This is a genomic window from Bradyrhizobium sp. Arg237L, from assembly GCF_029990105.1.
GTDB lineage: Bacteria > Pseudomonadota > Alphaproteobacteria > Rhizobiales > Xanthobacteraceae > Bradyrhizobium.
Map to the genome: position 1 here is coordinate 14812 of NZ_JAQMIL010000029.1, position 15535 is coordinate 30346.

At 61.9% G+C, this 15535-nt stretch carries 13 protein-coding genes; 4 read left to right on the top strand and 9 right to left on the bottom strand.

What is annotated here, in order from left to right; all coding sequences use genetic code 11:
• The 9 genes from OZ411_RS19145 to OZ411_RS19185 form a co-directional block, all read right to left on the bottom strand.
• Entirely contained in the window at nt 1-1053 is a 1053-nt protein-coding gene (locus OZ411_RS19145; protein WP_282529197.1) for an acyltransferase, read from the bottom strand.
• Nucleotides 1050-2159, bottom strand: coding sequence for an acyltransferase (locus OZ411_RS19150; RefSeq protein ID WP_282529198.1), 1110 nt, complete (start codon nt 2157-2159; stop codon nt 1050-1052). Before OZ411_RS19150 ends, OZ411_RS19145 begins: the two co-directional genes overlap by 4 nt.
• 4 nt (nt 2160-2163) lie before the next feature.
• A complete protein-coding gene (locus OZ411_RS19155; RefSeq protein ID WP_282529199.1) occupies nt 2164-3237 on the bottom strand; it encodes a glycosyltransferase in 1074 nt (357 codons plus the stop codon).
• A gap of 20 nt (nt 3238-3257) precedes the next feature.
• Nucleotides 3258-4550: a VpsF family polysaccharide biosynthesis protein gene (locus OZ411_RS19160; RefSeq protein ID WP_282529200.1), complete on the bottom strand. Its 1293-nt coding sequence runs from the start codon at nt 4548-4550 to the stop codon at nt 3258-3260.
• Nucleotides 4551-4630: 80 nt separating this feature from the next.
• Nucleotides 4631-6949, bottom strand: coding sequence for a polysaccharide biosynthesis tyrosine autokinase (locus OZ411_RS19165; RefSeq protein WP_282529201.1), 2319 nt, complete (start codon nt 6947-6949; stop codon nt 4631-4633).
• A complete protein-coding gene (locus tag OZ411_RS19170; RefSeq protein WP_282529202.1) occupies nt 6930-8201 on the bottom strand; it encodes an outer membrane beta-barrel protein in 1272 nt (423 codons plus the stop codon). Before OZ411_RS19170 ends, OZ411_RS19165 begins: the two co-directional genes overlap by 20 nt.
• Before the next feature lie 458 nt (nt 8202-8659).
• Nucleotides 8660-9349: a polysaccharide biosynthesis/export family protein gene (locus OZ411_RS19175; RefSeq protein WP_282529203.1), complete on the bottom strand. Its 690-nt coding sequence runs from the start codon at nt 9347-9349 to the stop codon at nt 8660-8662.
• A 41-nt stretch (nt 9350-9390) separates the two neighbouring features.
• Nucleotides 9391-10125 carry a metallophosphoesterase family protein gene (locus tag OZ411_RS19180; protein ID WP_349017022.1) on the bottom strand — a complete coding sequence of 245 codons (735 nt, stop codon included), beginning with the start codon at nt 10123-10125 and terminating at the stop codon, nt 9391-9393.
• Between the two features lie 87 nt (nt 10126-10212).
• Complete coding sequence (locus OZ411_RS19185) at nt 10213-10350, bottom strand: hypothetical protein (protein WP_282529204.1); 138 nt, start codon at nt 10348-10350, stop codon at nt 10213-10215.
• 561 nt (nt 10351-10911) lie between these two features.
• Here OZ411_RS19185 and OZ411_RS19190 point away from each other — a divergent pair.
• The 4 genes from OZ411_RS19190 to OZ411_RS19205 all read left to right on the top strand — a co-directional run bounded on the left by OZ411_RS19190 (nt 10912) and on the right by OZ411_RS19205 (nt 15383).
• Complete coding sequence (locus tag OZ411_RS19190) at nt 10912-11673, top strand: sugar transferase (protein ID WP_282529205.1); 762 nt, start codon at nt 10912-10914, stop codon at nt 11671-11673.
• Nucleotides 11674-11713: 40 nt separating this feature from the next.
• Nucleotides 11714-13147: a mannose-1-phosphate guanylyltransferase/mannose-6-phosphate isomerase gene (locus tag OZ411_RS19195; RefSeq protein WP_282529206.1), complete on the top strand. Its 1434-nt coding sequence runs from the start codon at nt 11714-11716 to the stop codon at nt 13145-13147.
• 79 nt (nt 13148-13226) lie between these two features.
• On the top strand, nt 13227-14018 hold the full coding sequence (locus OZ411_RS19200) for an FkbM family methyltransferase (RefSeq protein WP_282529207.1): 792 nt from the start codon (nt 13227-13229) through the stop codon (nt 14016-14018).
• A 45-nt stretch (nt 14019-14063) separates the two neighbouring features.
• Nucleotides 14064-15383, top strand: coding sequence for a UDP-glucose/GDP-mannose dehydrogenase family protein (locus tag OZ411_RS19205; protein WP_282529208.1), 1320 nt, complete (start codon nt 14064-14066; stop codon nt 15381-15383).
• The last annotated feature ends 152 nt before the right edge of the window (nt 15384-15535 follow it).

The following is a 15535-nucleotide window of genomic DNA, read 5'->3' on the forward strand; positions in this document are numbered from 1 at the left end:
TTACGCTCCCAGCCAGCGGGCGACGCGCGCGGAGGAGAACTGCCTCACCGCGCCGAGTGCAGCGATGCTGACCATCGCCGTCAATCCGAAGGTGATCGCAAAACTCGCGGCCGGGCCGAACTGGCGCAATCCGGCGTGGTCGCGCAGCAACATCACGATGAAGATGTGCCAGAGATAGATGAAATAGCTGCCCGAACCGAGGCCCGCGAGCAAACTGGAACTCGGTTGCAGCACCATCAGCGCGACGCTGAACAGCGCCGCGTAGAGGAAGAATGCCGTCGAGTCGTAGACCGCGGCATCGCCGATTCCGGACAGGCGGACGGCCAGATACAGCGAATAGGCAAACAGCATGGCACCGACGAGGATCGCGCGCATGTTCCGCGCGGTCGCGCCGGCGAAGGATGCCGTCAGCGCGCCGAGTGCCATGAACGAGAACCAGAAGGGGATATCGCGCATCCGGGCTTCATCAACGAAGGGCTCGGCAAAGCCGAGACGGAACAGCAGGGGATCGAGGTAGCTTCCGACGACCAGCCCGAAACCGATCGCAAGAGCAAGCAGGATTGTCATCCGCTGCTCCATGTCCTGCCGGTCCGTTCCGCCGGCAGCATAGATCAGCCACAGTACGATGGTGCAACCGACATAGACGAACACGTAGTAGTACACGAACACATAAGCGAGCGCGAACCGCGCCACCGTCGTGGTTACGCGATGATCCATCGCGGGATTGTGCAGGGTCATGTAGAGATAGGCCGCGATGAAGGCGATTGTATAGGGGATCACCGCAGCCTTCAGCCGCTTGAACAATGGCACACGTCCGGCGCGCGCGGTCAGGTAACCGGACGCGAACAGGAAGATGGGTACGCAGGGCCGCAGCGCGGCATCCATCGCTTTGGTCCAGGCGAGATCGAGCGGCTGCGGCAGGGAATGGATCCCGATCACCATCAGGATGGCAACGCCCCGCATGGTATCGATCACGGCGTCGCGGCCCTTCGCCCGCGTGTCCGCGCGGGCGTGAACGATTTCTGCCTGAGCGGATGCCGCGAGCGTCATCATGCGATCTCCCGCTGCGAGATCGGTGCCGCCACTGCCTTGACGAAGCGGCGATCGTAGAGGTCGGTCAGGTAGCGCCGCGCCGGCGTCTCGAAGCATCGGTAGGACAGCACACTGGTGATGCCAAGGACGATGAACGACACCGGCGCCAGGATCAGCTTGGCTTCTGAAGAGGCGAAGAGCACCAGACGCGAATCCAAGGTGATGATGACGGTCGCGATGGGCATGTGCAGCATATAGCTGGAATAGGTCAGCGGTGCGAAGCGATCGAGCCTGAGCATCGATAACAACGTATCGCTGCCGCTGCAGTCGAGTTGGATCGCAAGTACAGCGATCACGTAGACCGTAACCAGCGCAGCCATTGGTGTTAGCCACGAACCGAACAGGGTGAATGCGCCGAGCGCTAATATCAGCGCGCCGCGCATTGCGGGCCAGCGCGCGATCTGGTCGCGGTAGACCGAACAGGCAATGCCGAGGCTGAACGCGGCCACCGCGCGGAAGGCACCGCCCTCGTTGATCCACTCGGACCATGGCAGGGTTTCCATGGTCGCGACCCAAACGCTGTTGGCGAGCGCAGATAACGCCACGATCGCGATGATCAACGTTTTGCGCCGCAGTGTCAGCGCAACGATCAGCGGAAACAGCAGATAGCAGAACATTTCCGCCGACAATGACCAGCTCGGAAAGTTGAACGTCAACCGTTCGCCGACGAAGGCATGCAGCAACAGAAACTGCGCCGGCAGATCGGAGAACGAATAGCGCGCGGGATTGTCCGAGCGAGCCATGCCAAAGGAAAGCGCGAGGGCAATACAGATATAGAACGTCAGCGTGGCGAGATGCAGCGGATAGATGCGGGCGACGCGCCGCCAGAGGAAGCGTCCGATTGCTGCGCCGTCGCCGACGTGATCGAAATATTGGCGCGCGATGACGAAGCCGGAAACCACGAAGAACAGGTCGACGAACAGGTTGAAATGCCAGAGATGGGCGATGATGATGCGCCCGAGCGGCAGATCCCTGAAATAATCGGAATAGTGCAGAATCACCACGGCGCATGCGGCGATGATCCGCAGGCTGTCGAGGTGCCGGATCGCGTTGGTGGTCTTTTGCAAAAGTCTAGATCCGCTTCGGGTTGAACTGGCTGGAAGTGTGGGGGTGGGCAGCAAGGCGTGAGATCAGGTCGATCACAGCTTCGCGGTCGCCATGGGCAAGCGCATTCCAGCGAGCAAGATTCTGCTCGGCGAGCGCGACGTAGCGCGCGCGCCAGTTCTGGATCGACAGCGCGGCCGCGATTTGCGCCGCGGCGGCGGCGGGCTCGGCGGGATTGATGAAGATGCCGGAGGTGTCGAGCACCTCGCGGAAGATCGGCGCATCGGGTGCTGCAATCGGCAGCCCGGCATATTGCGCTTCGAGCAAGGGCAGGCCGAGCCCTTCGTCATGTGACGTGCAGACGAACAGGTCGGCCGTATCAAGCAATTCCCTGACGCGCTCGGTCGGCTGATAGTCGTGCAGCGTAACGCCCGGCATGGCTTCCAGCGCTTGCCAGTCGTCGCCCCAGCCGCGCCGACCGACAATATCCAGCGTGGCGTCGGAAAAACCTCTTCCGCGCAGCACCCCAACGAGCGCGGCGGCCGCCTTGAAATTCTTGCGCGGCTCGACGGTGCCGAGTGCGACCAGTCGCAGCGGTCGCGGCGCAGTCGCGCGGCCGGCGCGCTGCTCCGACTGTAATCCGAACACGTTGCGCACGGAGGGACGATACAGCGTGATCTCGGCATCGGGTCGGGTATAGGCGGCGATCCGGCGCCTTGTATCGTTGGAATTGGCAAGGAAGCGGGGATAGTGCCGCAGCGCCAGCTTGAAAGGACGCGCCATATAGATGCGGGCACGTGCGTTCAGTTCGGCGGGCCGCGTCACCAGGAAATCATCGTGGATGTAGGGCAGCACGCGTGAGGCGAACGGCAGCAATAGCGGGCTGGGCGGAAAGCCGGGGCAAAGCAGCATCGCCGACGAGGTCGCAAGCCGCATCGGCAAGCCAAAGGTCTGCGTCGTCACCATCTGGCGTGTGCCGCGCGCGGTGACCGGCACCACATTGAGCGGAGCGAGCGCGGACGCCGAAAACAGTTCGAGCGTGATGCGCTCGAGCCCGGTGACGTGACGTCCGAGATGGGTGTTGTCGACGTAGATATCCATACGATGTCCTGACGCCAGATTTACGCGGGAACAGGCCGGTAACGGCGCTGGGCGACGGGAGGCGGAGCGGCTGTCCGCCGATATTCGTCGCGCGGCAGCAGCACGGTGATCAGGACGATGAATTGCGCAAGCTGGATATTCTTGGACGAGAAGCTCACCGAGCTCGCAGCGATCGTCAACATCAGCAGCAGCATCGCCCAGACGCCGCGATCGGCGCGCCGGATGATCTCGGTGAAGAGGCAAGCGAGCCCAACTGTCAGCGCCACGGTGTGGATGACGCCGAACTGCGCGATGCAAGAGATCCAGAAATTCTCGATGCCATAGTCGAGGCCGAGCTGGCTCTGCAGTGAAGTCACCCGGACCGGATTGGGACCGAGGAGCAACTCTTGCCAGTCGAAATGCGACAGCAGGTTGAAGGTGGCATAGCGCGCCAGCGTGCTGCCCTTGTCGGAGGAGAAGCGCAACAGCATCTTGTCGAAGATGCCGAGATCGAGCGCCGCAAATCCGACTGCACCCGCTGCGAACAGCAGGCAGATGGCGAGGATCGCGGCCGAGAGCGGGATGCGCTTGCCCTGCAGCATGCGCAGCATCTCGAAAGCGACAAGCAGTCCCATCACGATCAGCACGGTCACCAGCGCGGTCCGGCCGCCGAACGCCATCAACGAGGCCAGGCTGAAAGCGATCAGTGGCACCCGTATCAGAATCGGAGGGCAGAGCGCCGGCCGCAGCAGCAGGGCTAGCACATAGCCGGCGACCACGCCGGATGCCGTAAGGGGATGGCCGAGAAACGCCGAGGAGCGCCATTCGCCGAGGACGACGATGTCGCCCATCGTCAGCGGAATCAGGCGGTGACCCGAGAAATACTCATAATAGCCGACCACGATATTGATCAGGATCGTGACATGGATCGCCCACGCCAGCGGCCGTCGTTGCGACGGCGAGAGCTGCCAGATCGCAAGGCACAACACGACCGGCGTCAGGAACGTGTCGAAGATCACCGTGAACGGCCGTTCCAACACGAACATCTGCACCAGCAGGAACAGCCAGCAGAGCAGATAGAACAAGAGAAGTTTCGACTGCGAGAACATCCGGTCGATCTCGCCAATCGGCCCGCGGCTGCGCATCAGCAGCAGGAAAAAGGCGAGGAAGGTGAAGTACGTCGCTGGATGCAGCTTCTCGTAGAAATTGCCGCCCGCTGTCAGATAGTGGATCTTCACGTTGGTGAGCATGCCCGCCGAGAGCATGAACATCGCTACGATTGCGAGCACAAGAAAGCCTGTCGCCAGCCACTCGACAAAAGTGTCGAACGTCATCCCACGCGTCCGCGTTCCGGACGGAGCGTGCGACACCGCGCCAGGCAGGCTTAAAGGTTGGCTGGCAAAGCTGCGCGTGTTCACCGCGCCGCTCCGGGGCTCAGGTTCGCGGTTCCGTATGGCTTGAGATAGGCGGAACTGCGGTAATAGTCGTAGAACTGCAGGCGGCTGAGGTCGACGCGCGTGAGCACGGTGCCGAGGATGCGATCGGAGACCGGCGACAACAGGTCGATGGTGTGGCTCAGGACCTCGCGCGGGGTCTGATCCCAGGCCAGCGCCAGGATGATGCGGTCCGCAAGCTCGGCCAGCGCCCGGCCGTCGACCAGCGGCACCAGCGGCGGCGAGTCGACGATGATCAATTCGTAGCGATGGCGCAGATGATCGAGCACGTCGACGATGCGGTCGGAGAACATCAGCTCGGTGATGATCTCGGCCTGCTTGACCGCGGTCGACGGCAGCACGGACAGGCCGGTGCTTTCGTCGGTCAGGATCGCCTGCTCGATGGCCGCGCGTCCCAGGGCCACGTCCAACAGTCCGATGTCGGCGCGCGGGCAGAGCGAGCGGGTGAGTTGCGGGTTGCGGAGATCGCCGTCGATCAGAAGCGTCCGTATGCCCAACGTCGCCAGCGACTGCGCCAGATTGCCGGCAAGCGTGGTCTTGCCTTCGCTGTCGAGGGCAGAGGTGACGAGCACGACCCTGACCGGCTGCATCCGCATCGTCCGTTGCAGCGCCAGGCGAACCGAGCGAATCGCCTCCGCGAAGAATGTGGCGGGCTCGTCGATCGCATAGCGCATCAGGGGCGGTTGCAAGGCGGCAGGCAACAGCTTGACCGTTCTCGGATCATGATTTTCGAGTTCGCCGCGCCCGCGCCGCCGCGCCAATCCTGCAAGTTCCCTTGTGCCGATCAACGGCACGGCGGCCAGCGCCGGCACGCCCGATATTGATTCCGCCTGCTCCAGCGTCTTGATGCGGCCGTCGAGATAGTCGGCGCCGAAGGCGAGCACGCTGCCAAAGCCGAGGCCGAGCATCCCGGCAAGGCCCAGGATCAGCATGGTCTTCGGCGAGGAGGGACGGATCGGAACGCTGGCCTTGGTCACCACCCGCGAGTCCGGCAGCTCGAGGCTTTCCTGCGACGTCGCTTCCTTCGAGCGCGCCAGATAGGATTCATAGAGAGTGCGGTTGGCTTCGGCCTCGCGCTGCAACTCATGCAGCCGCACCTGGGCCTGGCTCGACGTATTGGATACGTTCTGCAACTGCTCCAGGCTCTGGCTCAGCGAATTTTCGCGGGAGAGCGCCACGTCGTAATCGTGCTTGGTGCTCTCGAGGATCCGCTTGATTTCCTCGTTGATCAGCCGCTGGGTGTCCTTGAGCTGCGCGCGCACATTGGTGACGAGCGGATGCCGCGAGCCGTATTTGCTGGAGAGATCGGCCTCGTTCTTGGCGATGTCGGCATATTGCGTGCGCAACTTCGTGATCATGTCCGACGAAATCGCCGCATTGATGCCGCCGGGGTCACCACCGGATTTGGCGATCTGCTGCACCTGATCATATTTGGCGCGCGCCTCCGCGGTCTGCACCCGCGCGGCGATCAGCTTGTTGTTGAGATCGGTGATCTGCTGGTCGTTGACGGTCACGCCCTGCGAAACCGTCAGATTGTTGGCGGAGCGGAAATCCTCGACCGCCTTCTCGGAGGTGACGACTCTCGATTTGAGATCGTTGATCTGGCCGCCGAGCCAGTTCGCGGCGATGCGGGTCGCGTCATTCTTGGCGCGGACCTGATCCTCGAAATAGGCGTCCGCGACCGCGTTGGCGATAATAGCGGCCTTCGACGGCGATTCCGAGCTGACATTGATGTCGACCAGGAAGGTCGTGCCTTGCCGCGTCACCTTCATGCGCTTTTGCAGGATTTCGATCGAGCGCGCGCGCGCGGCGTCTTGCGGGTCCGCGGCCCCCTCGGGTGCGGCCGAGGCGAACAGCCGCTTGATCGGATCGAGGAGGCCCGGTGTTGGGATGAATTCCGGATCTTGCGTCAGCTTCAGCCTGCGGACCACGCGGTCCAGGATCGCGATCGACTGGATCAGCAATGACTGGCTTTCGATGGTTGCATCATCGGTGCCGTAGTTCGAAAGCGCGGTCTGGCTGTTGGTCTCGACGGCCGCGGCTCGGCGTGGATCGACCAGCACGGTCGCGGTCGCCGTATATAGTGTAGTGGCCAACAGACAGTAGCTCAGCCCGAGTGCGACCAGCACGACAGCGGGCAGGACGGCAAACTTGTAGCGGCGGCGCAGGATGCGCGCCATCTCGCGCAGATCGACGGTCGGAGCCTGCCAGCGACTTGCGGCAGGTTCCCTGGTCTCTTCCGGGGGGCGAGCCAGGTGCTCAGAACTGCGTTGTAACATTCAATCCCACCAGGTGTTTGTCGTAGCTGAAAGTCGGGATGTTGCTTTCGCGTGACGTGAAGCGGTAATAGACCGCGATCGCGGCAAAGCGATTCAGCAGATATTTGACGCGGGCGTCGGAGGTGGTGACCTGATCCTTGCGCGGCTGCCCGAAGAAGCGGTCGCTCTCATAGCCGCCGTAGAACGAAACGATGACGTTGCGGCGCAGCTCATAGTCCAGTCCGAGCTGCACGGCATTGGCGAGCACACCGGTTGCGCTGGTGTCGGAAGTCTCCGTGACGATCTGTTCGGCGTTGAAGTGAACGTCGACCATCCGCGTCGGGCTCCAGGTCAGCCTGGCGCGATAGGTCGGGCCTGCGATCGTGCCGACGGTCGGATCGACGAACTGTTGCTGCACATAGCCGAAGCCGATTTCGCCGGTGAGCAGACGCGTCAGTCCGAGGGTGACGCCAGTGAGCGCACGATAGCCCTGGGAACTCAGCGGCTGGAGCGGCTGGCCGCGGAGCTCGCGCACATTGCCCTCGGCGCTGCCGAACCAGCCAAGAGTGTCGGAAAACGCATAGTCGATCCGGCTATGGAGCGAGTAGATCTGGCCGTCGCGGGCATCCTGGTTGATGGTCCTGCCGTCCTGCGAGACGGTCGAGCCGAAGTCGTAGGAATCGGTACGGAATCCGACCGAGGTGGTCAGCCGGTTGAATTCCTTGCGCAGGGTCACATCGCCTGAATACAGATTATAAGGTGTCGGCGCGATGGCGTTGGCGGGCGAACTCAGCGAACCAACGCCCTCGTTGAGATGCGCGATCTGGAAGCTGCCCAGCAGCGCCATGTCATGAGCAATGTCGATCCAGCCATTGCCCTTCAGGCTGGCATTGGTCTGGTTGAGGCTGGAGTTCTGCTTGTAGACCGTCTCCTGGGCATCGAGCTTGAGGTCGAGGCCGTGCCGCTCCCATAGGGAATGGGCGCGCAGCGACGGCTCGACCACCGCCGCGACGTCACTGCGGATGTCGGTATTCGACGCGAACACGTTGCTGTCGAAGAACCCGCCGGTGATCAGCGACGGATTGAACATCCAGGAGCCCGAACGAATGCCCACAGGCTCGTAGCCAGGCTGCAGGCGGCCTTTCACGGGCGTGTCCTCCGGCGGTATGTCCTCACGGGTGTCAGGATCGGTCAGCTTGGGCAGCGGGGATGGCTCGAAGATTTGTTGCGCGTTCCATGGCGGCGCCACCTCCTCATTTGGCCAGGGGAGCACTTGCGCATCCGCCGGTGATCCGAGTCCAAGAACAATCGCAGTCACCGGTGCGGGTACGATCTTCAGTCCGCGGCGACCGAACGCGACGACCGAACGGGTTTGCGGCCCTCTCGTTCCAATCGCATTCAACCAGCCAAATGCAGTCGTGCGTCCCATAATCCATCCCTTGCGGGAACTCTGGAGGCGGCGAAGTCCTGAGGCTCGGTTGCCCGTGCTCACAAATTCACCGCGGACTGCGCATCGACATGACAGTCCATGCACTTGTTACGCGCGCACTACGGAGCATTGCTGGTTCGATCAGAGAACATCTCCCCGCGCATTAACGTGCGTCGCGGGAAAAAGTTTTCTGCATTGCAAAATAATACTCACCGCAAATCGACGACACTATGGCAGCGCGCATGACGTAAATGTTTTACGCGCGTGATTTGCGAGCGAGACCGCTCCGTCGAACGAGCCACTCAGAAGTAGCGCTCGGGAACCCGGATGTTGTCACCAGGAAACACCAGGATCGGCGCATCAAGCGGGTAGATCTCTTCCGCTGTGCTGCCCGATCGACGCAAATAGACCTTGCCCTCGTTGGCGCGATAGGTGAATCCGCCGGCGCTGGCGACCGCATCCATCACGGTCAGACCAAGGCGGTACGGATACTCGCCGGCCTTCTTGACCTCGCCGAGAATGTAATAAGGTCTATACGCGACGATCTCGACGTTCACTTTCGGATCACGCACGATGTCCTTCGATAGCGCGGATGTGATCGCGCGTTCCAACTGCTTGGTCGTCATGCCGGACGCCCTCATGCGTCCTGCAAGCGGAATCGAGACCTGACCGCTCGCGTCGATTTCATACTCTCCCGTGATGTCGGGCTCCCCATACACCTTCACACGCACTCTGTCGTTCGGACCGAGCACGTAGGTCCCCGTCGAGAACGCATGCGAGCCGGTTTGCGTTTGAGCCGATGCGAAAGTTGCGAAACCCGCGATACTCGCCAAAGCAAACGCAAATAGAATATTGCGTGGCGCCACGCGGGCGACACGGATTGATTGTTGCTGCATGACTGCATCCCCACGAAAGTCCGTCAGTAACGGCGCGGAGCATAAGTGAGCAAACAAGGCGAAAGAATGTGGGTGGTGGTTCCGCGACAGTTCCATGCGGTTCCATGATCGCGCAGCGTTAATGGCGCCTGCGTCTGTCACAGGACCAGAATCGCAGTTCCTTCGATGGCGATGCAGGTCAGGGTCCCGCTTCTCCACGCGCCGGTGTCGATATTGATGCGATTGTGCCTGATGTCGGGATGGGGAACCGGGGTGTGGCCGTGCACGACATATTTGCCGTGATCTTCATCCGAATTGAGAAACTCCTGGCGGATCCAAAGCAGATCCTCCGGATGCTGCTGCTCGATCGGAACGCTGGGGCGCACCCCGGCATGGGCAAACAAGAAGTCACCACAGATAAAGCTGTCGCGCAGGCATTGCATGAACAGTGCATGCGTACGTGGGAAGACGTTGAGAAAACGGCGCTGCAGGTTGACTTCGGAGACGGGCATGTCGCGCGGAAACACGCCATAGGAGGCGAGCGTCTGCATGCAGCCGAGCCGCCGCCACTGCGCGAACACCGCCGGGTCGTCAAGGAAGTGCTGCAATAGCTCTTCATGATTACCACGCAGGCAAACTGCGTGATTCCTGACGAGGCGAACTGCCAACAGATCGAGCACGGTCTTGGAATCGGGGCCGCGGTCGATATAGTCGCCGAGATAGATCTCGAGCACGTAGCGGATCGGCCGCCGGCTTATGTCGTCGTCGATACGCGCAATGGTGTCGGCGAGCAGGTCGGCGCGTCCGTGAATGTCGCCGACCGCGTAGATGCGCGTGTCTGCGGGAGCCGAAGGTGCAACATAGTGCGGATATGCAACTGGCGGCCGCATCATCGATTGCTTCGATCATGGAACCGTCATGAGGTCAATCGGCGGCGACGCCGCCGGCACCTGTTCCCGACTTCTCTAAGTATATAAGGTCTAGAAGAAGATCATTCGGATGAGCAGAATGATCGCGATCCAGGCAAGCATGTTCGCCAGGATGATACGGTTCCTCAATTTGCGCCCCGCAGGATCGAGTCGTTTTGTTTCAGGGCGATCCAAACGCGCTGCGATCATTGGCGCCTCCCTGGAAAATTTTTCCGAGACGAGCGGCTTCTTGGTTAAGGCCGTTTCCCCGTGTTGACGTCTCGCAATCATCGACAAAACCACCAATTGAAACGATCGCATCGGGCAGAATACGACTAGCCGTTTAGTATGCAGTGAAAAAAATCCTTCAAAAATGATCGCACAGATTAAGCGCTTGATGTAGCGGGTGCACGGTCGATTCCTGAATCGAATCCGATTCGCGCGCGGTTCCAGGTTTGCGTTAATGCATGGCTGCATCGAAAAACACGCAGCGCATTTCGCGTGCAGTTCAATCTAAGCGCTTCCGAACAAAACGGATTCTTTGCATCGCACAAACCTCACGATGCCGCGATGCAAAACCGCGCGCAACATTTTCGTTTTGCTGCCCCATTTCGCCCAAAGAGTTCGTAGAGTTATACCGCCGCGCGATCGAGACGCGTCTCTGCTACGCAGGAAAATTCGCAATTGCGAAGGTGCCCGCGAGATGGGCAGTGGCGCTCTGCGTCGTCGCGCTTGTGACCTCTTTGGGTTCAACAGAGAGAGCGAGAGCAAATGGCCGCCATCGTCACAGCCAACTTCGACCAGGACAGTATCAGGTCGCTCCGCAACAAGCGGAGCATCATCTCGATGCGGCCGGTCGAATATGCCGGCAGCAATTCATATAGCCCCTATCGGGCAAAGCGCCCGCGCGGCTCGGTTCGCACCGAGCCGGGCTCCTCCATCGCAAAGCGCATCTTCGATATCGTGGTTGCAAGCGTAGCGCTCTTGTTCTTCGCGCCGCTCTTGATCGCGATCGCCATCGGCATCAAGCTGACGTCGCGAGGGCCGGTGTTGTTTCACCAATACCGGTACGGCTATCGAAACCGGCGCTTCAAGATCTACAAGTTCCGCTCGATGCGGACCGATGCCGGTGACGTGCGCGGCGTGAAGCAGACCGTGCAGGGCGACTCCCGGGTCACCCCGATCGGCAGGATCCTGCGCAAGACGAGCCTCGATGAAATCCCGCAATTGATCAATGTCATCAGGGGCGACATGTCGCTGGTCGGCCCGCGCCCGCATGTCCCGGGCATGCTGGCCGCCGAGCTGCCTTATGAGGACCTCGTGCCGTATTACTTCCAGCGCCACAGCGCTCGGCCCGGCATCACCGGCCTCGCGCAGGTGAGCGGCTGCCGCGGAAGCACGGTTGAGGCCGGCCGAGCGATCTCGCGGATCGATTACGACCTCGACTACATCGAGCGCTGGTCCTTGCGCATGGACGTCATGATCATCGTGCGCACCGTCCGCCGCGAATTCCTGTCCGGCAGCGGCTTCTAGCCCGCCGGCATATAACCATCACATGAAGGGGAGCGACAGAATGCTGCAGCCACGCGGCCGCATAGTCCCAGTTCTTTTGTCAGGCGGAACCGGCTCGCGGCTCTGGCCGCTGTCGCGCGAGAACCAGCCGAAGCAACTGCTCGCGCTGCTCGGCGAGAAGACCTTGCTGCAGCAGACGGCGAACCGCGTGACGGAGCCGTCGCTGTTTGCCGATCCGATGGTGATTGCCAATGCCGAGCATCGCTTTGCCATTGGCGAGCAACTGCGCGCGGCCGGCATCGCCAATCCGACCATGGTGCTGGAGCCGTTCGGACGAAATACCGCGCCGGCGGTGGCGATCGCGGCGCTTCTCGCCAGCGAGGTCGATCCTGGCGCGGTGATCCTGGTGACGCCGGTCGACCACTGGGTACGCGATCACGCGGCGTTCCGCGCCGCGATCGCGAGCGGGCTTCCGGCAGCGCGCCGCGGACAGTTTGTCCTGTTCGGCCTCAAGCCGACCGGGCCTGCGACCGGATATGGCTACATCCGCATGGGCGGCGGGATCGCCGATCTTCCCGAAATCCGCAAAGTCGCAGGCTTCGTCGAGAAGCCCGACGTTGCGACCGCGGAGCGCTTGTTGGCCGGCAATGATCATCTGTGGAACAGCGGGATCTTCCTGCTGCCCGCACGCGCCTTCATCGATGAATTGGCGCGGCACGAGCCCGCCATTCTGGACGCCTGCCGCGCGGCGCTGGCCGGCGCGACGCGCGATCTCGATTTCCTGCGGTTGGAAGAAAAGGCATTCGAGTCCTGCCTATCTATCTCCGTCGACTACGCGGTGATGGAAAAGACCGACAAGGCCATGGTGGTGCCGGCCAGTTTTGACTGGAGCGACGTCGGAAGCTGGTCGGCGCTGTGGACGATGGGCGAGAAGGACTCCTCCGGCAATGTCGTGATCGGCGACGCGGTGGCCGAAGACAGCTCCGGCTGCTACGTGCGGGGAGACGGCCCGCTGGTTGCCGCCCTCGGCGTCGAGGATCTCGTCATCACCGCTTCGCCCGACGTGGTGCTCGTGACCAAACGCGAGCGCGCCCAGGATGTCGGCAAGCTGGTGGAGCGGTTGAAGGCCAACGGCCATCGCGCCGCGACGCAGACCCACAGCGTGCACCGTCCGTGGGGTTACTACACGTCGATCCATGCCGGCGACCGCTTCCAGGTCAAGCGCATCACCGTCAACCCGGGTGCCAAACTGTCGCTGCAGAAACATTTTCACCGCGCCGAGCATTGGGTGGTGGTGAACGGCACCGCGATCGTCACGCGAGACGACGAGGAGGTGCTGCTCCGCGAGAACGAATCGATCTTCGTTCCGCTCGGCTGCATGCATCGCCTGGAAAATCCGGGCAAGGTTCCGCTGAACCTGATCGAGGTGCAGTCGGGCACGTATCTTGGGGAGGACGACATCGTCCGGGTGCAGGACATCTACCACCGGGTGTGACGCGGCGACCGCAAGCCAATCCGGCAAGCGGCGTCTCGGAGTACCCGATCCGCATCAACACATAACGGAGGGAATGGACATGGGTGCCAAGCAGCAGGCCAAGGATCTCTTGAAGGATGCATTCCCATCGATCTGGCTGCAGTGGCACTTCATGCATCGCCCGAAATCGGCGGAGCGGGAGCTTTCCTATCTCGACAAGATCATCCCGGAAGATGCTGTCACGGTCGACATCGGCGCCAATTGCGGGCTCTACACGCGAAAGCTGGCGCGGCTTTCCCGCGAAGTTCACGCCTTCGAGCCTTCGCACGATATGGCGCGCCTGCTGCGGCGTACGTCTGCTTCAAACGTCAGCGTGCACGAGATCGCGCTGTCGGACCACGAAGGCGACGCTGAGCTCTTTATTCCGCGCGGCGACACGGGCCTGGTCCACGGCCTTGCCTCGCTTGAGCGGCGGGTGATGGCGTCGGCCGATCCGATTGTGGCCGCCCATGTGCCGATGGCGCGGTTGGATTCGGTGATGCATCAGGAGGTCGCCTTCGTGAAGATCGACGTGGAAGGACACGAGCTCAACGTCCTCAACGGCGCCGTCGAGCTCCTGGAGCGCTGCCAGCCGGTGTTCCTGGTTGAGGCGGAGGATCGTCATCGGCCGGCCGCGACGGAATCGGTGTTCGATTTCTTCCGGCAACGGTCCTACCGTGGTTTCTTCCTGAAGGAAGACGATGTGGTCGACGTCGAAAAATTCGATGTCGAGGAGCTGCAGGATGCAGCGGCGCTCGAGGCGGATGGTGGCCGCAAGGAAGGGCTGTTCTACATCAACAATTTCTTCTTCTTCCCGCAGCATCTCGACGGCGAGTCGATGCTGGTCAAATGATGGCCAGTGCGACCGCTGCGATCATTTGGTCAGACAGGATAAGTCATGCATATCACGATGGTCGGCGCCGGTTATGTCGGACTGGTGTCGGGGGCATGTTTCGCCGACTTCGGGCACTACGTCGTTTGCGTCGACAAGGATGAAAAGAAGATCGCAGCGCTCAACAAGGGCGAGATACCGATCCACGAGCCCGGGCTTTCCGAGTTGGTGGCGAGAAACATCGCGCAGGGCCGCCTGGCCTTTGTGACCGACTTGAAGGGGGCGGTCAGCCGTTCCGAAGTCATCTTCATCGCGGTCGGCACTCCGTCCCGCCGCGGCGACGGCCACGCCGATCTTTCCCATGTCTACGCCGCGACGCGCGAGATCGCTACGGCGTTGCCGGAATCCGCGGTCGTGGTGACGAAGTCGACCGTTCCGGTCGGCACCGGCGACGAGGTCGAGCGCATCATCCGCGAGGAGAAGAAGGACGCGAAATTCGCCGTCGTCTCCAATCCGGAATTCCTGCGGGAAGGGGCCGCGATCCAGGATTTCAAGCACCCCGACCGCATCGTCATCGGCACCGAGGATGCATTTGCGAAGGAGGTGATGGCGGAAGTCTATCGTCCACTGCATCTCAACACCTCGCCGATCCTCTATACCAGCCGCCGCACCGCGGAACTGACGAAATATGCCGCCAACTCGTTCCTCGCGACCAAGATCACCTTCATCAACGAGATCGCCGATCTTGCCGAGAAGGTCGGCGCCAATGTCCAGGAGGTCGCCCGCGGTATCGGGCTCGACAACCGCATCGGCTCGAAATTCCTGCATGCCGGTCCGGGCTTCGGCGGCTCCTGCTTTCCCAAGGACACGCTGGCGCTGATCAAGACAGGCCAGGACAACGAGGCTCCGCTGCGGATCGTCGAAACGGTGGTGGCGGTGAACGACCAGCGCAAGCGCGCAATGGCGCGCAAGGTGTCGAATGCCTTCGGCGGCAACATCCGCGGCAAGACCATCGCCGTGCTCGGCGTCACCTTCAAGCCGAACACCGACGACATGCGCGACGCGCCATCGATCCCGCTGATCACGGCGCTGCAGGACATGGGCGCGGCGATCCGCGCGTTCGATCCGGTCGGGATGGAGCAGGCCGAGAAGGTGTTCGAGAATGTCACCTTCTGCCGCGACGCCTATGATTGCGCGCGAGGAAGCCATGCGATCGTGATCGTGACGGAATGGGAGCAGTTCCGCGCGCTCGACCTGAAGAAGATGGCGACGATCATGGCAACGCCCGTGATCGTCGACCTCCGCAACATCTATTCGCCCGAGGATGTGACGCGGAACGGTTTTCATTATTGCGGCGTCGGCCGGCCGAAGCCGCTGGCGTATTAGAGACCCCCGAGCTCCGTTCACCTCGCCCCGCTTGCGGGGAGAGGTCGAAATTCGAGCGCAGCTTGAATTTCGGGTGAGGGGGAGTCTCCACGAGTCCGGTTGCCGCCGTATTCGCGGATAGAGCCCTCACCCCAACCCTCTCAGGGCGAGCT

Bases quoted from the DNA above. Each gene is read 5' to 3' on its own strand.
- OZ411_RS19155 (WP_282529199.1), bottom strand. From the start codon at position 3,237: ATGGATATCTACGTCGACAACACCCATCTCGGACGTCACGTCACCGGG.
- OZ411_RS19190 (WP_282529205.1), top strand. From the start codon at position 10,912: ATGGCCGCCATCGTCACAGCCAACTTCGACCAGGACAGTATCAGGTCG.
- OZ411_RS19185 (WP_282529204.1), bottom strand. From the start codon at position 10,350: ATGATCGCAGCGCGTTTGGATCGCCCTGAAACAAAACGACTCGATCCT.
- OZ411_RS19200 (WP_282529207.1), top strand. From the start codon at position 13,227: ATGGGTGCCAAGCAGCAGGCCAAGGATCTCTTGAAGGATGCATTCCCA.
- OZ411_RS19145 (WP_282529197.1), bottom strand. From the start codon at position 1,053: ATGATGACGCTCGCGGCATCCGCTCAGGCAGAAATCGTTCACGCCCGC.
- OZ411_RS19165 (WP_282529201.1), bottom strand. From the start codon at position 6,949: ATGTTACAACGCAGTTCTGAGCACCTGGCTCGCCCCCCGGAAGAGACC.
- OZ411_RS19160 (WP_282529200.1), bottom strand. From the start codon at position 4,550: ATGACGTTCGACACTTTTGTCGAGTGGCTGGCGACAGGCTTTCTTGTG.
- OZ411_RS19175 (WP_282529203.1), bottom strand. From the start codon at position 9,349: ATGGAACTGTCGCGGAACCACCACCCACATTCTTTCGCCTTGTTTGCT.
- OZ411_RS19180 (WP_349017022.1), bottom strand. From the start codon at position 10,125: ATGATGCGGCCGCCAGTTGCATATCCGCACTATGTTGCACCTTCGGCT.
- OZ411_RS19205 (WP_282529208.1), top strand. From the start codon at position 14,064: ATGCATATCACGATGGTCGGCGCCGGTTATGTCGGACTGGTGTCGGGG.
- OZ411_RS19195 (WP_282529206.1), top strand. From the start codon at position 11,714: ATGCTGCAGCCACGCGGCCGCATAGTCCCAGTTCTTTTGTCAGGCGGA.